The organism is Serratia sp. OS31, from assembly GCF_014164835.1.
Classification (GTDB): Bacteria; Pseudomonadota; Gammaproteobacteria; order Enterobacterales; family Enterobacteriaceae; genus Serratia; species Serratia liquefaciens_A.
Genome location: NZ_JACJFQ010000017.1, coordinates 18,512 through 38,392 on the forward strand (window position 1 = coordinate 18,512; position 19,881 = coordinate 38,392).

20 protein-coding genes are annotated in these 19,881 nt (G+C 56.1%); 12 read left to right on the forward strand and 8 right to left on the reverse strand.

The window, feature by feature from the left end:
• Nucleotides 1–10 precede the first annotated feature (10 nt).
• The 3 genes from H5P17_RS15150 to H5P17_RS15160 form a co-directional block, all read right to left on the reverse strand.
• Nucleotides 11–1,792 carry a GMC family oxidoreductase gene (locus H5P17_RS15150; protein ID WP_182823767.1) on the reverse strand — a complete coding sequence of 594 codons (1,782 nt, stop codon included), beginning with the start codon at nucleotides 1,790–1,792 and terminating at the stop codon, nucleotides 11–13.
• A gap of 2 nt (nucleotides 1,793–1,794) precedes the next feature.
• Complete coding sequence (locus H5P17_RS15155; RefSeq protein ID WP_182823769.1) at nucleotides 1,795–2,520, reverse strand: gluconate 2-dehydrogenase subunit 3 family protein; 726 nt, start codon at nucleotides 2,518–2,520, stop codon at nucleotides 1,795–1,797.
• Between the two features lie 307 nt (nucleotides 2,521–2,827).
• A complete protein-coding gene (locus H5P17_RS15160) occupies nucleotides 2,828–3,493 on the reverse strand; it encodes a transglycosylase SLT domain-containing protein (RefSeq protein ID WP_020826571.1) in 666 nt (221 codons plus the stop codon).
• Nucleotides 3,494–3,602: 109 nt separating this feature from the next.
• Here H5P17_RS15160 and ghoS point away from each other — a divergent pair, with 109 nt between their 5' ends.
• The 5 genes from ghoS (at nucleotide 3,603) to H5P17_RS15185 (ending at nucleotide 7,586) form a co-directional block, all read left to right on the forward strand.
• A complete protein-coding gene (gene ghoS / locus H5P17_RS15165; RefSeq protein ID WP_182823771.1) occupies nucleotides 3,603–3,902 on the forward strand; it encodes a type V toxin-antitoxin system endoribonuclease antitoxin GhoS in 300 nt (99 codons plus the stop codon).
• 132 nt (nucleotides 3,903–4,034) lie between these two features.
• Nucleotides 4,035–4,979, forward strand: a complete 945-nt coding sequence (locus tag H5P17_RS15170) for a metal ABC transporter substrate-binding protein (RefSeq protein ID WP_182823773.1) — start codon at nucleotides 4,035–4,037, stop codon at nucleotides 4,977–4,979.
• Entirely contained in the window at nucleotides 4,976–5,866 is an 891-nt protein-coding gene (locus H5P17_RS15175; protein WP_044550410.1) for a manganese/iron ABC transporter ATP-binding protein, read from the forward strand. The genes H5P17_RS15170 and H5P17_RS15175 overlap by 4 nt, the downstream gene beginning before the upstream one ends.
• Nucleotides 5,866–6,726 carry an iron/manganese ABC transporter permease subunit YfeC gene (yfeC, locus tag H5P17_RS15180; protein ID WP_046373759.1) on the forward strand — a complete coding sequence of 287 codons (861 nt, stop codon included), beginning with the start codon at nucleotides 5,866–5,868 and terminating at the stop codon, nucleotides 6,724–6,726. Before H5P17_RS15175 ends, yfeC begins: the two co-directional genes overlap by 1 nt.
• Nucleotides 6,726–7,586, forward strand: coding sequence for a metal ABC transporter permease (locus H5P17_RS15185; protein WP_044550403.1), 861 nt, complete (start codon nucleotides 6,726–6,728; stop codon nucleotides 7,584–7,586). Before yfeC ends, H5P17_RS15185 begins: the two co-directional genes overlap by 1 nt.
• Nucleotides 7,587–7,623: 37 nt before the next feature.
• Here H5P17_RS15185 and H5P17_RS15190 read toward each other — a convergent pair whose 3' ends face one another.
• Entirely contained in the window at nucleotides 7,624–8,073 is a 450-nt protein-coding gene (locus tag H5P17_RS15190) for a GNAT family N-acetyltransferase (protein ID WP_182823775.1), read from the reverse strand.
• Between the two features lie 262 nt (nucleotides 8,074–8,335).
• Here H5P17_RS15190 and H5P17_RS15195 point away from each other — a divergent pair, with 262 nt between their 5' ends.
• A complete protein-coding gene (locus tag H5P17_RS15195) occupies nucleotides 8,336–9,205 on the forward strand; it encodes a fructosamine kinase family protein (protein WP_182823777.1) in 870 nt (289 codons plus the stop codon).
• A gap of 37 nt (nucleotides 9,206–9,242) precedes the next feature.
• On the opposite strand, the gene H5P17_RS15200 is transcribed toward H5P17_RS15195, so the two are convergent.
• Nucleotides 9,243–9,803: a YniB family protein gene (locus H5P17_RS15200; protein ID WP_044550395.1), complete on the reverse strand. Its 561-nt coding sequence runs from the start codon at nucleotides 9,801–9,803 to the stop codon at nucleotides 9,243–9,245.
• A 195-nt stretch (nucleotides 9,804–9,998) separates the two neighbouring features.
• On the opposite strand from H5P17_RS15200, the gene H5P17_RS15205 reads away from it, so the two are divergent.
• The 4 genes from H5P17_RS15205 (at nucleotide 9,999) to H5P17_RS15220 (ending at nucleotide 14,530) form a co-directional block, all read left to right on the forward strand.
• On the forward strand, nucleotides 9,999–11,279 hold the full coding sequence (locus H5P17_RS15205; RefSeq protein WP_182823779.1) for an HdeD family acid-resistance protein: 1,281 nt from the start codon (nucleotides 9,999–10,001) through the stop codon (nucleotides 11,277–11,279).
• A gap of 64 nt (nucleotides 11,280–11,343) precedes the next feature.
• Nucleotides 11,344–12,009 carry a hexitol phosphatase HxpB gene (hxpB, locus tag H5P17_RS15210; protein ID WP_044550390.1) on the forward strand — a complete coding sequence of 222 codons (666 nt, stop codon included), beginning with the start codon at nucleotides 11,344–11,346 and terminating at the stop codon, nucleotides 12,007–12,009.
• A gap of 396 nt (nucleotides 12,010–12,405) precedes the next feature.
• Nucleotides 12,406–12,954 carry a metal-dependent hydrolase gene (locus H5P17_RS15215; RefSeq protein WP_020826560.1) on the forward strand — a complete coding sequence of 183 codons (549 nt, stop codon included), beginning with the start codon at nucleotides 12,406–12,408 and terminating at the stop codon, nucleotides 12,952–12,954.
• A 184-nt stretch (nucleotides 12,955–13,138) separates the two neighbouring features.
• On the forward strand, nucleotides 13,139–14,530 hold the full coding sequence (locus H5P17_RS15220; RefSeq protein WP_044550383.1) for an L-cystine transporter: 1,392 nt from the start codon (nucleotides 13,139–13,141) through the stop codon (nucleotides 14,528–14,530).
• A 63-nt stretch (nucleotides 14,531–14,593) separates the two neighbouring features.
• Here H5P17_RS15220 and phnX read toward each other — a convergent pair whose 3' ends face one another.
• Nucleotides 14,594–15,403, reverse strand: coding sequence for a phosphonoacetaldehyde hydrolase (gene phnX, locus H5P17_RS15225; protein WP_182823781.1), 810 nt, complete (start codon nucleotides 15,401–15,403; stop codon nucleotides 14,594–14,596).
• An 8-nt stretch (nucleotides 15,404–15,411) separates the two neighbouring features.
• Complete coding sequence (gene phnW, locus H5P17_RS15230; protein ID WP_182823782.1) at nucleotides 15,412–16,515, reverse strand: 2-aminoethylphosphonate--pyruvate transaminase; 1,104 nt, start codon at nucleotides 16,513–16,515, stop codon at nucleotides 15,412–15,414.
• Nucleotides 16,516–16,659: 144 nt separating this feature from the next.
• On the opposite strand from phnW, the gene phnR reads away from it, so the two are divergent.
• Nucleotides 16,660–17,379 (forward strand): phosphonate utilization transcriptional regulator PhnR, encoded by a 720-nt coding sequence (phnR, locus tag H5P17_RS15235; protein WP_182823784.1) that lies wholly within the window; start codon nucleotides 16,660–16,662, stop codon nucleotides 17,377–17,379.
• Nucleotides 17,380–17,453: 74 nt separating this feature from the next.
• On the opposite strand, the gene kdgR is transcribed toward phnR, so the two are convergent.
• Nucleotides 17,454–18,245 carry a DNA-binding transcriptional regulator KdgR gene (gene kdgR / locus H5P17_RS15240; RefSeq protein WP_044550376.1) on the reverse strand — a complete coding sequence of 264 codons (792 nt, stop codon included), beginning with the start codon at nucleotides 18,243–18,245 and terminating at the stop codon, nucleotides 17,454–17,456.
• A gap of 211 nt (nucleotides 18,246–18,456) precedes the next feature.
• Between kdgR and H5P17_RS15245 the strand changes: the two genes are divergently transcribed.
• Nucleotides 18,457–19,851 carry an MFS transporter gene (locus H5P17_RS15245; RefSeq protein WP_182823875.1) on the forward strand — a complete coding sequence of 465 codons (1,395 nt, stop codon included), beginning with the start codon at nucleotides 18,457–18,459 and terminating at the stop codon, nucleotides 19,849–19,851.
• Nucleotides 19,852–19,881 lie beyond the last annotated feature (30 nt).

Below are 19,881 nucleotides of genomic sequence, written 5' to 3' on the forward strand. Positions count from 1 at the left end.
GTCGCCGTCCTTATGCCTGCACCAAAGGGCCTGGGTTTTTCAGATACTGCTCGCGAATGGCACGGGCAGACCAGTAAGCCAACGCGGCCACGGTGCCGGTCGGGTTGTAACCCAGCCCCTGAGGGAAGGCCGACGCGCCGATCGAGAACACGTTATGCACGTCCCAGCTTTGCAGATAGCGGTTCACCGCGCTGGTTTTCGGATCCTCGCCCATCACCGCCCCGCCGTTCATATGGGTGGTCTGGTAGTTGGTGGTATCAAAGTGGCTATTGGCGTTTTTCGCGCTGCCGGCGATCAGTTTAGGGTTCATGGCCTTGGCGATAGGCGCCATTTTGTCGTACATGAACTGCGACATCTTGACGTCATTTTCCTGCCAGTCGAACGTCATGCGCAGCAAGGGCTGGCCGAAGACGTTCTTGTAGTTGGGATCGAGGTCCAGATAGTTGCTGCGGTACGACTGATGCGCACCGTGAGCATCCATCGACACATGGTGGGTATAGGCATCGGCCACTGCCGCTTTCCACTTGCTGCCCCAGGCTGGCGTTCCTGGCGGCGTTGGCAAGCCGGAAATAGGTTTGGTCCCCGCCTGGTTGACCCAGAACGGCGAACCGCCGACGAAGCCTTCTTTGGCATGGTCGAAGTTATCGGCGTTGAAGTCATCGACCCCGACTCCGTTACCGCCGGCACCGATGAACGGGTTGGTGTATACGTCCTTGTCGAAGAACGCCTTGATGGTGGTCATGTTCTGATAGGCGAAGTTACGCCCGACCACCCCGTCACCGGTGACCGGATCGTAAGGTTTACCGATGCCGGACAACAGCATCAGGTGTACGTTGTGGAACTGGAACGCACCCAGGATCACCAGCTCCGCCGGTTGTTCGACTTCACGGCCCTGCGCGTCAATGTAATTCACCCCGGTCGCCCGGGATTTGTCGGCGGTCAGATTCACTTTCAACACGTTGGCGTTAGTGCGCAACTCAAAGCGTTTTTCCATGCGCAGCGCCGGCAGAATATTGACGTTCGGCGAAGCCTTGGAATACATATAGCAAGCGTAACCACTGCAGAAACCGCAGAAGTTGCACGGCCCCATCTGCGCGCCATACGGGTTGGTATAGGAATCGGAGGTGTTGGCGGAAGGCAGATTATACGGGTGATAGCCCACCTCCAGCGCCGCCTTCTCAAACAGCTGGGCAGAGAACGTATTTTTCTGCGCCGGCAGCGGGAAATCGTCCGAACGGTCACCGGCAAACGGGTTGCCGCCCTTTTGGCCCACTTTCTGGCCTTTGATGGTCCAGGCGGTGCCGGAAGTGCCAAACACTTTCTCGGCCTTATCGAAGAACGGCTCCAGCTCGGCGTAGCTCACGCCGAAATCCTGGATGGTCATGTCTTTCGGGATAAAGCTTTTGCCGTAGCGCTCTTCGTAATGGCTGCGCATACGCAACTCGATAGGATCGACCCGGAAATGCACGCCGGACCAGTGCAGGCCTGCGCCACCCACGCCGGTACCCGGCAGGAACGCGGCCAACTGGCGGTAAGGTACCGCAGTCTGGCTGGTATTGTGACGGATAGTCACGGTGCTTTTCGACAGATCCTGGAACAGTTTGCGGCGGATGTTATAGGTCAGCTCGTCGATCACCTGCGGATAGGAACCGTCCGGATAGGTATCGCGCATCGGACCACGCTCCAGCGCCACCACGTTCAGGCCCGCTTCGGTCAGCTCTTTGGCCATAATGGCGCCTACCCAACCGAAACCGACGATCACCGCGTCTACTTTTTTCATTACCGTTGCCATTGTTACCCCCTTTCCCCACGAATCGATACCGGAGGTAAGGGATAACGTTCCCCTCGCTCAACCCAGTCCATAAAGTCGGCGCGCGCGCCCGGAAAATTAATCAGCTTCCAGCCGACCATGTCTTTGTTGCCGCCATGGATCGGGTCGCTGAAGAAACCTTCGCGGGTGTTTTGCAACAGGTAGGAGAAGAACAGTTTTGCAGGCAACTGCGAAAATTCCGCCTCTCCGGACTCGAACTTCTGCAACAGCGCGTCTTGCTGCGCAGCGTCCAGTTCGGCAAAAGGTTTACCGGCGGTTTTTTTGCAATAGGCATCCGCATCCGCAATGCCCAGGTTATAAATCTGTTTCGGCACCAGCGGCAGTTGATAACCCATTTCTTTCGGTGCATCCGGGTTAAACGGCCCCTGCATGTACCAAATGGAACCGGTGGCGTACGGGGTATTCATCTGACGATCGATAAACTCCGGTACGCCGGCTTCCAGCGCGCCCGGGCCACGCTCGTCAGCCGGGATCAGCCGCGCTACAGCGGCCTTGACGAAGGCCCACTCTTCTGGCGTAAAGAAGGTCGGTTGGTAATCTGACTGTTTTGGGGTGTCTGCTGCCGCCACTGCCGGTAAGGGTGCCGCCAGGGCGCTAACGCCACTGCCGCCAATCACCGCTGCGGGAATTAAAGTCATCGATTTCAACAGGAAATCGCGCCGTGAATTGTTAGTTTTATCGTCCGACATATCACATTCCATCCAAAGATAATCACAACTATTTAACCTCAACCTTGCGGTCGCTGCGGGTTTTAAACATAAATTGTTACTTATTTGTATATTTATTGAAGGCCAGAATGTGAGCAAACGCCAGAATGTTACCGGTAACTTATTGAATGAACGTAAAGATTTGATGGTTAATGTAAAATTAACTATTCGTGCGGTTTTTTAGATAACAGGATGGGAAATAACGAGAAATGAGAGATGTGTCGCGATTTTTCGCGCGCCAAAAACAAAACCGGCCGTTTACACAGCCGGTTTGACGAAGCAATCTTACCTAGGGTGACATCGCCTGGTAGGCGGTGGTCACCTTCCATAAATAGCGCGGCGCCTGAGGGGCCGGATGCTTTTTCTGGATGTGCTGATAAAACTCATCCGGGCTCATCTGGTTGATGCGGTTTACCGCCACCCGCTTGTCTGACGAAAAGGTACGTAGCATAGCGCCCGCCCCATTCACGTAAGAAACGATGGTGGCGTAACGCAACGTCTGTGGGTTGTTGATCCCGGCTAGCTGCTGGCTTTGAAGAATATTGATATAGGCCGTTCCCAGATCAATATTGACCGCCGGATCCTTCAACTCACGCGAGCTTGGCTGCCCGCTTCTTCCTTTCAGGCGATAGGCATCACGCCCGGCGGTTGAAGGCTTCAGCTGCATTAATCCCACTGCGTTCGAGGTGCTGACCGCGTTCGGGTTAAACCCGGACTCCACCTGAATAATCGCTTTAATCAGCGTCTCGTCAACGCCATAGCTGCTGGCGGCCTGACGAATGTAATCGTTATAGGCTATCGGTGTCCCCGTGCGGTTAACCGGTGCCTGCGGGGGGGTCTTTAGCCAACCACCACGCGATGTGCCACTGCCTGAATTATTAGTTGCTGTTTGCGGGTCTTTCGCGCACCCCGACAAAAGCAAAATTGCCGTCAGGCAACCTATTTTTGTTTTCACAGAATCCCTCACTCCTTTCAATGAGTTGCGTAGCATATACAACTTGTAAGGACGCCTGTACGGTTTTTTTGGTCTATTCTCAAGCTACTCGTATACCAAGAGGTGATTTATGAGTCAATCTGCAACGACGTGTTTTGTGGTGACTTTTCGCTATCAGGAAGAAGGATTGGCTGATTTAGCGAGGCTGACAGGACAATTAACCCTGCAAGGGTTTGTCACGTCGGTGGCCGACGAAAATGGCGTTCCGCACGAGCTGGGCAGCAACAGTTTTGCGTTAATAACCCCACTGGATCAAGAGGATGTACAACAACTGGCCCAAAAGCTTGGGCAGGTGGCCTTGGGCAAGGCGCCGGAGGTCGACATCGTCACCTATGAGGACTACGTAAAGCGGTTACATGCTGATACATAAAATGCTATAACTCACTGCAGGGTATTATTTCCCTTCGCTGTGGAAATAACCGGCAGTTTGCCTGCAGGTGACGCTTGACTTTGCTCTAATTGATATTGATAATCATTTTCATTTGAGCCAGGAGATGTCACCATGTTTTTGAAACAACGCGCTTTTCCCCGCCTTTCCCTCATTAAGAGCAGGGCCTGTTTCCGCCCTTTCGCCCTGCTGTGTCTGTTGTTGACCGCCAGCCTTGCCAGCCATGCCGCGTTGGCGGAAAAGAAGCTGCGCGTGGTGACCACCTTTACCATTATTCAGGATATCGCCCAGAACGTGGCCGGTGACGCCGCCGTGGTGGAGTCAATCACCAAGCCGGGTGCCGAGATCCATGATTACCAGCCTACGCCGCGCGACATCGTCAAGGCGCAGCACGCCGACCTGATCCTGTGGAACGGCATGAATCTGGAACGCTGGTTCCAACGCTTCTTCGAGAACATTAAGCAGGTACCTGCGGCCGTGGTCACCGAGGGCATCACCCCGCTGCCGATCCGCGAAGGCCCTTATAACGGCAACCCGAACCCGCACGCCTGGATGTCTGCCAGCAATGCGCAGGTGTACATTGAAAATATCCGCAAAGCGCTGGTGCAGCACGACCCGGCCAATGCCGAAACCTACAATCGCAATGCCAAAGCCTACGCCGCCAAAATTGCCGCGCTGGACGCCCCGTTGCGCGAACGCCTGTCTCGTATTCCTGAAGCCCAGCGTTGGCTGGTGACCAGCGAGGGCGCCTTCAGCTATCTGGCTAAAGACTATCAGTTGAAAGAAGTCTATCTGTGGCCGATCAACGCCGATGAACAAGGTTCACCGCAGCAGGTTCGCCGCGTGATTGACGCCGTGCGCGCCAACCATATCCCGGTGGTGTTCAGCGAAAGCACCATTTCGGACAAACCGGCCAGGCAGGTGGCGAAAGAAACCGGCGCAAAATACGGCGGCGTACTCTATGTCGACTCCCTGTCCACCCAGGATGGCCCGGTACCGACCTATATCGACCTGCTCAATGTCACCGTACAAACTATTGCCAAAGGATTTGATCAATGAGCAACGAGGTTTTTGTCCGCCCTGAGTTGAGCGTGGACGACGTTACCGTGACCTACAACAACGGCCATACCGCGATCCATAACGCCAGCTTTACCCTGAGCGGCGGTGCCATCTGCGCGCTGGTCGGCGTCAACGGCAGCGGTAAATCGACCCTGTTCAAAAGCATTATGGGCCTGGTGCGCCCCACGACCGGCCGCGTGCAGCTCAACGAGCAGCCGGTCGCGCAGGCACTGAAGAAAAACGTTATTGCCTACGTGCCGCAAACCGAAGACGTCGACTGGAATTTTCCGGTGCTGGTGGAAGACGTGGTGATGATGGGCCGTTACGGCAAGATGAACTTCCTGCGTATTCCTTCAAAGGAAGACCGGCTGCGGGTAGATAAGGCGCTGGAGCGCGTTGGGCTGAGTGAGCTGCGTACCCGCCAGATCGGCGAGCTTTCTGGCGGGCAGAAAAAACGCGTCTTTTTGGCGCGTGCGCTGGCACAGCAAGGCAGCGTTCTGTTGCTGGACGAGCCTTTCACCGGGGTCGACGTCAAAACCGAGAACGCCATTATCGACCTGCTGCGCGCACTGCGTGATGAAGGCCACCTGATCCTGGTTTCAACCCATAACCTGGGGAGCGTACCGGAATTTTGCGATCGGGTGATCCTGATTAACCGCACGGTGCTGGCCGCCGGCCCAACAGAAACCACTTTTACCCAGAGCAATCTGGAACAGGCATTCGGCGGCGTACTGCGCCATATCAATCTGTCAGGCCCGGATCTGCACGACGACAACGATCCACGCACGGTAACGGTATTGACCGATGACGAGCGCCCGGCGGTGTTCTATGGCCATACCAAGAGCGATCCGCCGGCGCAAAGCCAGCCGAAGGAGAAACAACCCTGATGCTGGAACTTCTGCTGCAACCCTTCAGTTACAACTACATGGTCAAAGCCATTTGGGTCAGCGCCATCGTCGGCGCCGCCTGCGCGTTCCTTTCTGCCTACCTGATGCTAAAGGGCTGGTCGCTGATGGGTGACGCACTGTCGCATTCGGTGGTGCCCGGCGTTGCCGGGGCCTATGCGCTAGGCCTGCCCTACGCCGCCGGGGCCTTTTTCACCGGCATGCTGGCCGCGCTGGCGATGACCCTGGTGCGCCATGTCACTCGCCTGCGTGAAGATGCCATTATCGGCTTTATCTTTTCCACCTTCTTCGCCGTGGGCCTGTTGATTGTGTCGCTCAACCCGACGTCGGTTAACGTCCAGTCGATTATCTTCGGCAACATCCTGGGTATCGCCGATGAAGACGTATTGCAGGTCGAGATTATCATCGGCGTTTCGCTGCTGATCTTGTGTCTGGTGTGGAAAGACCTGCTGGCGGTGTTTTTTGACGAAAACCACGCTGTGTCTATCGGCCTGTCACCGCTGCGGTTAAAGATCCTGTTCTTCACCCTGCTCAGCGCCTGCACCGTAGCGGCATTGCAAACGGTAGGAGCTATTTTGGTGATCGCCATGGTGATCACGCCGGGGGCTACCGCCTACCTGCTGACCGACCGTTTCAGCCGGTTGGTGATTATCGCCATCGTGATTGGCGCACTGACCAGCGGACTGGGCGCTTACCTCAGCTTCTTCCTCGACGGCGCTACCGGTGGGGTGATCGTAACCCTGCAAACGCTGGTGTTCCTGGCGGCCTTTTTCTTCGCCCCCAAGCACGGGCTGCTGGCATCCAAACGCCGCGTGGCACGTGAACAAACCGGAGGCCACTGATGGAAACCCTGTATCAACTGCTCAGCGAGCCCTTCGCCTATCCCTTTATGCAGCGGGCAATCCTGGCCGCCATCGTGACCGGCGTGGTGTGTGCAGTGCTCTCTTGCTATCTGGTGCTCAAAGGCTGGTCGCTGATGGGTGACGCCATCTCGCATGCGGTGCTGCCCGGTATTGTGGTGGCATTCGTGCTCGGCATTCCGGTGGTGATAGGCGCCTTCTTCTCGGGCATTTTCTGTGCGGTCGCCACCGGCTACCTGAAAGAAAACAGTCGGGTCAAAGAAGACACGGTGATGGGTATCGTTTTCTCCGGCATGTTTGCCTTTGGGCTGGTGTTGTTTTCCCGCATCGATACCGATCAGCACCTCAGCCACATTCTGTTCGGCAATATGCTGGGCATTACCGATGCAGAGCTGAAGCAGACGTTGCTGATGGCCGGCATTACGCTGCTGGTGGTGCTGCTGAAACGCAAAGATTTGATGCTCTACTGTTTCGATCCCAACCATGCCAGAGTGATAGGCCTGCCGGTGAAACTGTTGCATTACGGGCTGCTGTGCCTGCTGGCGCTGACCATTGTCGCCTCACTGCAGGCCGTCGGGGTCATTCTGGTGATTGCGATGCTGATCGCCCCGGGCATCATTGCCTTTATGCTGTGCCGCAGCTTCGACCGCATGCTGATGGTCGCCACTGTGGTGTCCGTTTTCTCCTGCGTACTCGGCACCTTGATCAGCTTCCACATTGACGGTGCCACCGGCCCCTGCATTGTCATAGTCCAGGCAATCCTGTTCGTGTTCGCCCTGCTCTACAGCAAATTCAGACCGTTACAACGTCACGAAAGTGGAGTGCTCGACGCGAAACCTTGAAACAGGCGGCGGTGCCTAATAGCACCGCCGCTTCTCATTATGGCTGCCGATAGATATCCGGTCGGACAATGTGCCAGACAAAATCCTCGCGGTTTATCGCTTCATAGCCCACCTTTTGATACAACCACGGCGCAGTACCGGTCACCAGCATAATCCGCCGCAGCTGCTGCAACACCGGATGCTCCAGCGTGCAGTCCATCAGCCAACGAGCTAACCCTTGTCCCTGGTAGTCCGGGGAGACAAACACATCGCACAGATAGCCAAAAGTGGCATAATCCGTCACCAGACGCGCAAATCCAATCTGCTGGTGTTGATGGTACAGGCCAAAACACAGGCTATTGTCGATAGACAGCTGCACCGTCGGCAACGAAATGCCGTTCGCCCAGCTTGAGGTGGTCAAGAATGCGTGAGTAAAGACGAGATTTAATTCACTTTTATCACTGCTGATCCGGTATTCGCCCCGCTGCCACTGCCAGTTTTGCTCCATCGTTTTTCATCTCATTGATAATGATAGTTATCTGAAGACTCTGCCCTTGCCGCAATCGCTGCTGGCCCAATAAACATCGCTCCCGCGTCGCCAAGTTGCAACCGACGCCGTACTTAAATTAATCAATAGCGTATATACTTTGAGCAAACGCGATGGCGATAAAATCGCCGGTTGTCGGCGCCAGCTGTGCGCCAGGTCGTGTTTTCACAGGGCTAAAGACGCTAACCTAATGAATTCGCAGGCAGCACAGAGGGGGTGTACCATGTGGCAAGCCGTTAGCCGTCTGTTAAGTGAACATCTTGGCAGCGCAGAAATCCGCGAAAGGACCGAACTGCCCGGGGGAGAAATCCATCCGGCGTGGCGCGTGAGTTACGGTGACAACCAGGTATTTGTCAAATGCGATGCTCGCGAACTGTTGCCCATTTTCACCGCCGAAGCCGACCAACTGGCCTTGTTGGCGCGCAGTAAAACCGTACGTGTCCCGCAGGTCTACGGCGTCGGCAGCGATCGGGATTACAGCTTCTTGCTGCTGGAATACCAAACCCTGAAACCTTTCGACGCCCATGGCGCCTACTGTCTTGGCCAACAGCTGGCCCACCTGCACAAATGGAGCGAGCAGCCGCAGTTTGGCCTCGACTTCGACAACGATTTGTCCACCACCCCGCAACCCAACGCCTGGCAGCGCCGCTGGTCAGAATTTTTTGCCGAACAGCGCATTGGCTGGCAGTTGCAAATGGCGGCAGAGAAAGGCATGACCTTCGGGGATATCGACGAGATTGTCGACATCGTGTATTTGCGTTTGCAGCATCATCAGCCGCAACCTTCTCTTCTGCACGGAGATTTGTGGCCGGCCAACTGCGCAATGACCGCCGACGGTCCACTGCTGTTCGATCCGGCCTGCTACTGGGGCGACAGAGAGTGTGACTTGGCCATGCTGCCGCTGTACCCGGAGCTGCCACCGCAGATCTACGACGGCTACCAAAGCGTCTGGCCGTTGGAGAGCGGCTTTATCGACCGTCAGCCGCTGTATCAGCTGTATTACCTGCTCAACCGCAGCAACTTGTTCGGCGGTCAGCATCTGGTTCGGGCTCAACGCGCGGTGGAAGTGCTGCTGCATCCAGAGTCCCGATAAAATAAAGGCGCTGATATCAGCGCCTACACTCAATAAATCAGGCCGCTCCGGCCAGTTGACCCAGCAGCTTGATCACAAACCAGCCAATCACCGCAATCACCACCGGCAAAATGTACAGCGGGAAGTATTGCAGCAAGATGGTGTGGTGCGGCAGCGTAATGCGCTCTTCCAACTGCGCACGCGTGTGCCCTTCGCTGCCTTTAGCCTGTTCGAGGATCATCTGGTCTTCCAGGCCTTCGCGGATAAACTTCACCTGACGTGACATACGTGCGCCAGAGGCCTGCAGCGCCAGTCCGACAAAAATCAGAATATAAATGATGATAAACATCAGGTTCGCGCCGCTGAACAGGCTTTTTTCTACGTCAGGCACCGGCGAGTTATACCAGAAGATATTCAGGAAAGAGGTGTTGAAGCGCACCATGTCCACCATCACGTGGACAAAATCCAGCATCACCGCATTGATGCCTTTAGTTTTTTCGCTGTGCTGATACACAAACATCAGCATTGAGATCAGCGTTGACAGCAACGCAGGGATGAAAACCACCCAGCCAAGAATGCGTTTTAAAATGGCAATGCGCCCAGCCTGTTGATACGTCATGTGTTCCCCTTGTAAGCGACGTAACCGTAATGGGCTAAGTCTACCTGTAGTTACTGAAACTCGCCCACCGTTTTCTTCAGCACTGCTGTGCTACAAGCGTAGCCGGGATTATCCGAAATCAACAGCTTAACGGCGGCCGCGCAGTACCGGTAAATAGTTATATAGTTAAATCAATCCGTTTAAACAGGGGCCGCCATGATTCGGCTGATTATCTTATTGCTCGGTGCGCAAGCTCTGCAGGGTCAACGCCGTCTGTTGATGCTGTTCGGCTGGGTTTGGATCGCCGTCGGCGCGCTGATGCTGTTCGATGTACTTCAGGACGGGCGTTCAGTGCTGGCGTTGGATGCGCTGGCGGTACTGCTGGCGCTGGAGGGGTTAGTGGCGATTTCCGCCGCACTGGTGATCGGCTCATCCGCCAGTCGCCCAGTGATGCTGAAGGGACTGGGCTTTTTGTTTCTGGCCTTTTTAGTTTGGGACGTGCCCGCCGACGACAACATCGTCGCCACGCTGGTGTTTGGCAGCGCGCTGCTGCTTGATGGCGCGGTTCGCATCGCTTCTTCTACGGTGATCCAGCACAGCCGCTGGAAACCGGTCGCACTGGCGGGCAGCGGAGAAATCCTGCTTTCACTGATGATTTTTGTCGGCTGGCCGGTGCCACACCGAATGACGGTGCCTTTTTGTATCGGCGTGATGATCCTGCTTTCCGGCTGGGCATTGCTGCGCATTGCGCGGCGTCTGGAGAGTTTTTCGCTGAATCAAAGCCCGCAACACCCCGCTGCGCTAGCGACCGATGAGGCTACCCCGCTCAGGGTTCATGTCTGGACACCGATGGGATCGGCCAGGGATGCCCGCCGACGTTATATCGTCGATCGCTACATCGCAGCGGTGGACGGCGGCGGCAATATCTCCACCGGTCATGTCGCCCTGGCATTGGCGCCGGATGTCTACATCAGCCACTACCCGCTTAACGATATCAGCCAGTCGTCACAAGATTTCCGCCGGTTATTGCACTCCGGCGAGCAAAACAACGTCGAAGGGCGTTTTCTGCCCGATTTGCAGCAGGAAGTGGCGGCCTGGTGCCCGCCGGACAAAAAAATCCAGTTTCACCGCTACAACCCTGCGGCGCTGCGCACCTTCTGGCAAAGTTATCAACAGGACGCCACCTACAATCTGACCCGACGCAACTGCTCCACCACGGTCATCCAGGCGCTCGACAGTGCGCTGGAAGGCGTGCTGGGCGATAAACATCTGTGGCGACGTTTCCTGTTGCTGATGCTCGATCCCAACCTGTGGATGTTGGCGGTGCTCCGTAGCCGTGGCGAAAGCATGACCTGGACACCGGGACTGGTGCTGGATTATGCCCGCATGCTGCAACAGGTCACCGAACGCCAGCATCAGCGCTGGTGGCTAAAAGTGCAGGAGATGTGGCGCATCCTGCGTTTCGGCAAGGCTCAGCCACGCAGGCAAAAATTTTAGTCTCGCCGCCAGCGATGATAAAGTGTCGGGCACATTCACCGGCACCGGCAGGAGTTAACCGTTAATGGCCTATTCGCAACGCATTGAAACCGCAATTTTTGATATGGACGGTTTATTGATCGATTCAGAACCGCTGTGGCTACAGGCAGAGCTGGATATCTTTGGCGCACTGGGGTTGGATTTGTCTGACCGCCACAAGCTGCCGGATACCCTGGGTCTGCGCATCGATCTGGTGGTGAGAATGTGGTACCAGGCCATGCCGTGGCAAGGGGTGTCGCAGGAGGAAGTCTCTGCACGCATTATCGAGCGCGCCATCGAACTGGTGCGCGAAAAGCGTCCCCTGCTGCCTGGCGTGCAACAGGCGCTGGAGCTGTGTCGCAGCCTGGATTTGAATATTGGCCTGGCCTCCGCCTCACCGCTGCACATGCAGCAACAGGTGCTGCAGATGTTTGACCTCGAAGGCTACTTTGATCACTTGGTTTCCGCCGAGTATCTGCCCTACAGCAAACCGCACCCGGAGGTGTACCTGATCGCCGCCGAGCGTCTGGGTAGCGATCCCCTGCGCTGCATAACGCTGGAAGACTCGTTCAACGGCATGATTGCCACCAAGGCCGCGAGAATGCGTTCTATCGTTATCCCTGCCCACGAGTATCGTCATGATAGCCGTTGGGCGTTGGCCGACCACAAGCTCGACTCGCTTGAGCAGCTCACGTCCGAACACCTGGCATAGTTTGTCCGGCATCGGTTGCTCCCGGTGCCGCTTTCATTATTGCCTTTCCTTGAAATCCCCACTTAATCTCAAAACCGCGCCTTGCGTCATAAAATAAATAAAACATTATTTCATTTTTATTGAGTTACCGTTCCGCCTTCTTTATTCTGCGGTTCAAGAAAGTCGCCGGATGCTGGCGCAGGCTGTTACTGCCACGCAGCCGAATCCTGTAGCCCGGCGCTTTCTCCTCCGCCCTCTCTCTGACTGCAGCAAAAACAGACAACGCCTGGCCATTTAAGTAACAAGCCGTTGTAAAACTGAGAAAAATAAACAATTGGTTACAGGGTAACTGCTTCCACCACTGGGAATTTTCCCATATACTGGATAAATTAACAGTTTATCAGCCGGAACAGCAGTATGACCGCGGAAGGACATCTTATTTTCTCTGTCGCTTGCGCGATTTTCGCCAAGAAGGCCGAGGTGACACCGGAGCTGGCTACCGGCGACTGGTGGCATATCATCCCCGCGGCGCTACTCACCTCGCTGCTGCCCGATATCGATCACCCCAAGTCGGTACTGGGTCAACGCCTGCGCTGGATTGCCATTCCGATCTCTCGCGCCTTCGGTCACCGCGGTTTTACCCATAGCCTGCTGGCGATCGCCGGCGGCATGGCGCTGTTTCAACTTGACGTGCCGCGCAGTTGGCCAATCCCGGCCGACGTCTTGCATGCCATGATCATCGGTTACTTCAGCCATCTGCTGGCAGACATGCTCACCCCCGCCGGCGTGCCTTTACTCTGGCCATGCCGCTGGCGTTTTCGTCTGCCGCTGCTAAATTCTCAGAAAGGCAATCAGCTCGAGCGCGCCCTGTGCCTTTGTCTGGTGGCTTTCGCTATCTATTGGCAGGGCGGATGCACCATCCCAGTGCAATCTTATTTTGAGCAAATAAAAAATATCAGACTGTGATCACAAAAAATCGGCCACCGATTAACCGGAAAGCACATTAATTAAACAAATTAATGCGATGAGTTATATCAAATTCCATTTGGATATAAGTAGGCCGTTACGCAAACTGTTACGATATTTAGTATCGCTACGCCATGGTGCATAGCCATTTTCATATAAGAAAAAATTATTGGAGACATTGGGGATGAATTTTCCGCTGGTTATTAACGTGGTGATTTTTGTCGCCCTCCTTTTGCTGTTGGCGCAAAGCCGCCATAAGCAATGGAGCCTGGCGAAAAAAGTACTGATCGGCCTGGTGATGGGCGTGGTATTCGGACTGGCGCTGCAGCTGGTGTACGGCTCGGACAACCCGGTACTGAAAGAATCCATCAGCTGGTTCAACATCGTCGGTAACGGCTATGTGCAGCTGCTGCAAATGATTGTCATGCCGCTGGTCTTCGCCTCGATTCTGAGCGCGGTCGCCAAGCTGCACAACGCCTCTTCCCTGGGGAAAATCAGCTTCCTGACTATCGGCACCCTGTTGTTCACCACGCTGATTTCAGCGCTGGTCGGCGTACTGGTGACCAACCTGTTTGGGCTGACGGCGGAAGGTTTGGTACAGGGTGCGCAGGAAAGCGCGCGTCTGTCAGCGATCCAAAGCAACTATGTGGGCAAACTGGCAGACCTGACCGTGCCGCAGATGGTGCTGTCCTTCATTCCTAAAAATCCGTTCGCCGATCTGACCGGTGCCAGCCCGACGTCGATCATCAGCGTGGTGATCTTCGCGACCTTCCTTGGCGTAGCGTCGCTGCAGTTGCTGAAAGACGACAAGCCTAAGGGCGAACGCGTGCTGGTCGCTATCGACACCCTGCAGGCTTGGGTGATGAAGCTGGTGCGTCTGGTGATGAAACTGACTCCGTACGGCGTTCTGGCGCTGATGACCAAAGTGGTTGCCGGTTCTAACGTTCACGACATCATCAAACTGGGTAGCTTCGTGGTCGCCTCTTATTTGGGTCTGGCGATCATGTTTGCTGTGCACGCTGCCCTGCTGGCCTTCACCGGCGTTAATCCGCTGAAGTTCTTCCGCAAGGTATGGCCGGTCATCACTTTCGCCTTTACCAGCCGCTCCAGCGCCGCCAGCATTCCGCTGAACGTGGAAGCGCAGACCCGTCGTCTGGGCGTACCGGAATCCATTGCCAGCTTCTCGGCCTCGTTCGGCGCCACCATTGGCCAGAACGGCTGTGCAGGCTTGTACCCAGCGATGCTGGCGGTCATGGTGGCACCTACCGTCGGGATTAACCCGCTGGACCCGGTGTGGATCGCTACCCTGGTCGGTATCGTCACCATCAGCTCTGCCGGTGTCGCCGGCGTGGGTGGCGGCGCGACTTTCGCTGCGCTGATCGTGCTGCCGGCAATGGGCCTGCCAGTGACGCTGGTTGCCCTGCTGATCTCCGTTGAACCGCTGATCGACATGGGCCGTACTGCGCTGAACGTCAACGGCTCTATGGCGGCAGGTACCATCACCAGCCAACTGATGAAGCAAACGGACAAGTCCATTATGGACAGTGAAGACGAAGTGGAACTGGCTCACCAGTAAACCTCGTCGGCAATAAAAAACCGGGGCTGCTAAAGGCCCCGGTTTTTTATATCCGCAATCCGCTCAGGGCCGTTCGCCCGCCGCCAGCCGCTGATTGATTTCAGCAATCACATCCGGCAGCTGTGCCAATGTATCAATCACGTAGTGCGCACCGGCGGCATACAGTTTATCGGTTGCCAAAGCGCGCCGCTTGTTAACTTCCGACTCACTCATTTGTTGGTATTCCTGCCAGGTAGCACCAAACTCGTTACCCGACAGCGCCAGCCCGATGCTCCACATGCCTGCATTCAATCCTTCGCTGATACCCGGCACTGCATCATCCACTTTCACACAGTGCGCCACCGAATCGATACCCAGCGTAATCACGTTTTGCAGCGCCATCCACGGGCCTGGACGCCCACCGGCGGCCAAATCGTCAGTTGCAACCCAGTGATCCGGCGCGTAACCCCGCAACGCCGCTGCCGGCGCCAGCACTTCCATCACCGCCCGTGGATAACCCGAACAGGAACCTATCTTGATGCCCTGCTCACGCAATGCAGCAATCACCTGCGGAACGCCCTCAATCGGGTCGGCAAAGTCGACCACCTTAGCAATTTGCAACGGCATAAAAGCCTGATACAGCGCGTCAATGTCCTGATGGCTCATGGAGCGGCCCAACTGCTGCCGCCAGCGTGCATCCACCTCGGGCAGTTTACCCAAGGCCTCTATGTGCTGCCATTTGCCCAACCCCATCGGAATGCGCGCCTCCGCCAGGCTGATGTCGATATCAAAAATCTGCTTAAAGGCCTCAACAAAAATCTGCGTCGGCGCAAAGGAGCCGAAATCCACCGTGGTGCCGGCCCAGTCGAGTATCACTGCGTTAATCTGACTCATGCTAATCCTTATTGCTCCCAGTACATTGCCTGCCCGACCGCAGCCAGCAAACGTTCGATATCCTGCGGGTAAACTTCGCCGATATTGCCAATGCGGAAGCAGTCGCTCTGCGACACCTTACCCGGATAGATGACAAAGCCCTGCTGTTTCAGGCGCTGATAGAACTCCGTAAAGCGGTAAGTCTCAGCCTTCGGCGAATAGAACGCGGTGATGATCGGCGAGTGCAAATCATCCTCCAGCAGGGTCTCGAACCCCAGCGCGCGCATTCCAGCCACCAGCCGCTGCTGGTTTCCACGGTAGCGGGCGTGGCGGGCATCGATGCCCCCTTCCTGCTCCAGTTCGCACAGTGCTTGCGCAAAAGCCAGTACCGTATGCGTTGGCGAGGTAAAGCGCCATTTACCGGCGTTATCTTCCATACAGCGCCACTGGGCATACAGATCCAACGACAGCGATCGCGAGCGGCCTGCGCACTTGTCCAGCTCATTACGACGGGCAATAACAAAGGCGAAGCCTGGCACGCCCTGAATGCATTTATTCGCCGAGCTGATCAGATAATCGATGCCCAGCGCATCGACATCCAGCGGAATGCCGCCGAAACTGCTCATCGCATCCACGATCAGGGTTTTGCCATTTCGCGCCGCCAGGCCCGAAACTCGCTCCAGCGGATTGAGCATCCCAGTCGTGGTTTCGCAATGCACCATGGCGATATGGCTGATGCCCGCATCGCCTTTCAGTACCGCTTCCATCGCCTCGATATCAGGCTCGTTCACTTCACCGCAGTTAAATGCGTGGTGATTGATATCCATCAGCCGGGCCATTTCTATCATCCGAGCGCCATAGGCGCCGTTGTTAACGATCAGCAGTTTGTCCTGCGGGCCGATCGCCGTGCCCAATACCGCCTCGACCGCAAAGCTGCCGCTGCCTTGCAACAGCACCGAGCTGTAACCGCTTGACCGGGTTGCCAGCGCTTCCAGCTTGCGGCGAATACTCTGCACCACGCCCAGGTTGTAATCTTCATCCCAGGTGCAGCTATCGAACAGCATCGCTTCCTTCACCGTTTTTGAAGTGGTCAACGGGCCAGGGGTTAACAGCAAATAATCGCGCTCAGACATGTCATTCACCTAATTGGTCTATACCAGATGGGTATTATACTGATGGCAATCTGGCCCTCGGGTCAAACGCCAACCGCAGGTGAAACAAAAAATTCATCTGGGCATGTATAATGAGCACGTGCCGAAATGCCATAGCGAGATGAAATGAAAGAACATCTGGGTGAGTTGCCCCACTACCTGCAAATCAAGGAACAGCTACAGGCGCGCATCACTCGCGGCGCGCTGAAGGCGGGCGATAAGCTGCCTTCCGAACGTGAACTGTGCGCCATTTTCTCTACTACCCGCGTCACCGTGCGGGAAAGCCTGGCGCAGTTGGAAGCCACCGGTGCCATCTATCGCGCCGACCGCCGGGGTTGGTTTGTTACGCCGGAGAGGCTGTGGCTGGATCCAACGCAGAACACCAACTTCCACCGATTGTGCCAGGAGCAGGGGCGCACGCCGCGCACTGAGCTGTTGTCCGCCGAAAAAACTGCGGTGCCACTCGACGTGATGCAACCGTTAGCGCTGGAGCCGAGTGACCTAATTTATCTGCTGCGCCGCGTACGCTATGCCGACGGCCGGGCTATTTGCTATTGCGAGAACCACTGCCTGCCGCAGCGGGTGCCTGAATTGCTCAACCAGGATCTTAACGGCAGCCTGACCGAGATTTATCAGCAACGGTACAATTTGATTTACCACCGGATGCACCTGTCGTTTTACCCTACCGCCCTGCCATACGCCGCCGCCACTGCGTTGGGCGCGATGGTTGGCTTGCCCGCACTGCTGCTACGCCGGTTAAACTACGACCAGCACGGGCGAATTCTCGATTTTGATATCGAATACTGGCGACATGACAGCCTGCGTATTGAGGTCGATACGCTGTGATCTCTGCCCTGTGCCAAACAAAAAAGGGCGCCGCCGGTGAATGGCTGCGCCCTTGATTTGATCAACTGACCGGATCAGAACGGGTAGTCGTGATAGCCCATTTGCTCGGAAATGTTGCGTGCAGCTGTGTGCAGGCGTTTGACATAATCTGCCCTGGCATCATCAGAATAACGAATCGACGGGAACGAAATGCTCAGGCCGGCGGTCACTACGCCAAAGCGGTCAAATACCGGCACCGCAATACAGCGTAGCCCTTCTTCCTGCTCTTCGATGTCCTCACCCACCCCTTGCTCGCGCACTTGATCCAACAGCGACAACAGCGTTGTGGCATCGGTCAGGGTGTTTGGCGTGCTGCGCGTAAACGCGATCTGCGAAAGAATTTGCTCCACTTCCGCCCGATCGCGCCAGGCCAGCAACACTTTACCGATAGCGGTACTGTGCAACGGGTTGCGCCGGCCGATGCGCGAATACATGCGCAGATTATATTGCGCATCGATTTTGTGGATATAGACAATGCTGTCTTCGTCCAGCGCCCCAAGATGAATGGCCTCCCGGGTGTGATTCGACAACTCGCGCATTTGAACATCGGCAATACGGATCAGATCGACGTTCTGCAACGACTTGGCACCCAGTTCAAACAGCTTGAGCGTCAGCGCATATTTTTCCGTTTCCCCTTCCTGCGACACATAGCCCAGCGACTTCATGGTCTGAAGAAAACGGTATACGGTACTTTTGGACATCATCACCCGCTGGGAAAGCTCAGTAATGCCGATCTCGCGTTCCTCGCCCAGCGCCTGCAAGATGCCGAACACCTTCAGCACGGAGGAAACCGCATCCGGTTGTTTATCTGGATCTGCGTTCACCATAGTCAAAATCCTACCCAGCTTTTGTGTTTTAAGAAATTTGAACAAGGGTTTCAGTATACGCGGTACCGCAGAAGCCACGCAATCGCGGCTGGGCTGAATGCCCGCAGGATCTCATCGGTTATTACAATTGAGCGGAAAACTGTGGATGCAATCGCAGACGAACATGATTAGCATGGTAATACTCCCCCGGATTAATACCTTCGAGATCAACATGCGTTCTTGTACCGACGGCCTCCCCGTCCCGCAGCGCTATGGGGCAATCCTCGCCATTGCCCTCGGCATTACCGTTTCCGTGCTCGACGGCGCAATCGCCAACGTGGCGCTGCCGACTATCGCCCGCGATCTGAACGCCAGCCCGGCCAGCTCCATCTGGGTGGTGAACGCCTATCAGTTAGCCATCACCATTTCCCTGCTGTCGCTGGCGTCGTTCGGCGATCTGATTGGCTACCGCCGTATCTATCAGGCCGGTCTGCTGGTCTTCAGCGTGACCTCACTGTTTTGCGCGCTGTCAGATTCGCTGACGACACTGACTATTGCTCGCGTGCTTCAGGGGTTTGGCGCTGCCGCCATCATGAGCGTCAACACCGCGCTGATCCGCATTATCTATCCGCAGCGTTTTCTCGGGCGCGGTATGGGCATCAACTCGCTGATTGTCGCCTTTTCTTCGGCTGCCGGGCCCACGGTGGCGGCGGCAATACTCTCGGTGGCCTCCTGGCAATGGCTGTTTGCCATCAACTTGCCGATCGGCATTGTGGCGCTGCTGCTGGGGATGAAATACCTTCCCGCCAACAGCCAGAAAAGCGCCAATCAACGTTTTGATCCGACCAGCGCGGTGATGAATGCGCTGACGTTCGGCTTGCTGATCACCGCCATCAGCGGTTTTGCTCAGGGCCAGAGCCTGACGCTGATTTTCAGTGAAATCGCCGCGCTGCTGGTCATTGGTTTCTTTTTTGTCCGCCGCCAGCTGCGCCAGGAATTTCCGCTGCTGCCGGTCGACCTGCTGCGTATCCCGATTTTCGCTCTGTCGATGGGCACCTCGATTTGTTCCTTTACCGCACAAATGCTGGCGATGGTTTCGCTACCTTTCTTTCTGCAAGGGGCGCTGGGACGCGATGAGGTTGCCACCGGACTGTTGCTGACCCCCTGGCCGCTGGCGATTATCGTCATGGCACCGTTGGCCGGGCGGCTGGTGGAGCGGATCCACGCCGGATTATTGGGGTGTATCGGCCTGGCGGTGTTTGCATTGGGGTTATTCTTGCTGGCATTGCTGCCGCATAACCCTTCCGATCTGGATATCATTTGGCGCATGGTGCTGTGCGGTGCCGGCTTCGGGCTGTTTCAATCGCCCAATAACCACACCATTATTTCCTCCGCCCCGCGCAACCGCAGCGGCGGTGCCAGCGGCATGTTGGGTACCGCTCGCTTATTGGGGCAGACTTCCGGCGCCGCTCTGGTGGCGCTGATGTTCAATTTGTTCCCCACCTCAGGCACCCACGCCTCGCTGATCCTGGCCGGTACCTTTGCCACGCTGGCGGCGGCAGTCAGTAGCCTGCGCATTACCCAACCGCGAGCGCAAACGGCAGAAAACCCTGAGCAAGCCAAATAGCAGGCATAAAAATGTTATCACCAGTGATGG

What these genes read in the sequence shown, in the direction of transcription:
- H5P17_RS15200 (WP_044550395.1), bottom strand. Translation starts at nt 9,803, where the DNA reads ATGACGTATCAACAGGCTGGGCGCATTGCCATTTTAAAACGCATTCTT.
- kdgR (WP_044550376.1), bottom strand. Translation starts at nt 18,245, where the DNA reads ATGGTGAACGCAGATCCAGATAAACAACCGGATGCGGTTTCCTCCGTG.
- phnW (WP_182823782.1), bottom strand. Translation starts at nt 16,515, where the DNA reads ATGTCTGAGCGCGATTATTTGCTGTTAACCCCTGGCCCGTTGACCACT.
- H5P17_RS15245 (WP_182823875.1), top strand. Translation starts at nt 18,457, where the DNA reads ATGCGTTCTTGTACCGACGGCCTCCCCGTCCCGCAGCGCTATGGGGCA.
- hxpB (WP_044550390.1), top strand. Translation starts at nt 11,344, where the DNA reads ATGGCCTATTCGCAACGCATTGAAACCGCAATTTTTGATATGGACGGT.
- H5P17_RS15215 (WP_020826560.1), top strand. Translation starts at nt 12,406, where the DNA reads ATGACCGCGGAAGGACATCTTATTTTCTCTGTCGCTTGCGCGATTTTC.
- H5P17_RS15175 (WP_044550410.1), top strand. Translation starts at nt 4,976, where the DNA reads ATGAGCAACGAGGTTTTTGTCCGCCCTGAGTTGAGCGTGGACGACGTT.
- H5P17_RS15190 (WP_182823775.1), bottom strand. Translation starts at nt 8,073, where the DNA reads ATGGAGCAAAACTGGCAGTGGCAGCGGGGCGAATACCGGATCAGCAGT.
- phnR (WP_182823784.1), top strand. Translation starts at nt 16,660, where the DNA reads ATGAAAGAACATCTGGGTGAGTTGCCCCACTACCTGCAAATCAAGGAA.
- H5P17_RS15185 (WP_044550403.1), top strand. Translation starts at nt 6,726, where the DNA reads ATGGAAACCCTGTATCAACTGCTCAGCGAGCCCTTCGCCTATCCCTTT.
- H5P17_RS15150 (WP_182823767.1), bottom strand. Translation starts at nt 1,792, where the DNA reads ATGGCAACGGTAATGAAAAAAGTAGACGCGGTGATCGTCGGTTTCGGT.
- yfeC (WP_046373759.1), top strand. Translation starts at nt 5,866, where the DNA reads ATGCTGGAACTTCTGCTGCAACCCTTCAGTTACAACTACATGGTCAAA.
- ghoS (WP_182823771.1), top strand. Translation starts at nt 3,603, where the DNA reads ATGAGTCAATCTGCAACGACGTGTTTTGTGGTGACTTTTCGCTATCAG.
- H5P17_RS15220 (WP_044550383.1), top strand. Translation starts at nt 13,139, where the DNA reads ATGAATTTTCCGCTGGTTATTAACGTGGTGATTTTTGTCGCCCTCCTT.
- H5P17_RS15155 (WP_182823769.1), bottom strand. Translation starts at nt 2,520, where the DNA reads ATGTCGGACGATAAAACTAACAATTCACGGCGCGATTTCCTGTTGAAA.
- H5P17_RS15195 (WP_182823777.1), top strand. Translation starts at nt 8,336, where the DNA reads ATGTGGCAAGCCGTTAGCCGTCTGTTAAGTGAACATCTTGGCAGCGCA.
- H5P17_RS15205 (WP_182823779.1), top strand. Translation starts at nt 9,999, where the DNA reads ATGATTCGGCTGATTATCTTATTGCTCGGTGCGCAAGCTCTGCAGGGT.
- phnX (WP_182823781.1), bottom strand. Translation starts at nt 15,403, where the DNA reads ATGAGTCAGATTAACGCAGTGATACTCGACTGGGCCGGCACCACGGTG.
- H5P17_RS15170 (WP_182823773.1), top strand. Translation starts at nt 4,035, where the DNA reads ATGTTTTTGAAACAACGCGCTTTTCCCCGCCTTTCCCTCATTAAGAGC.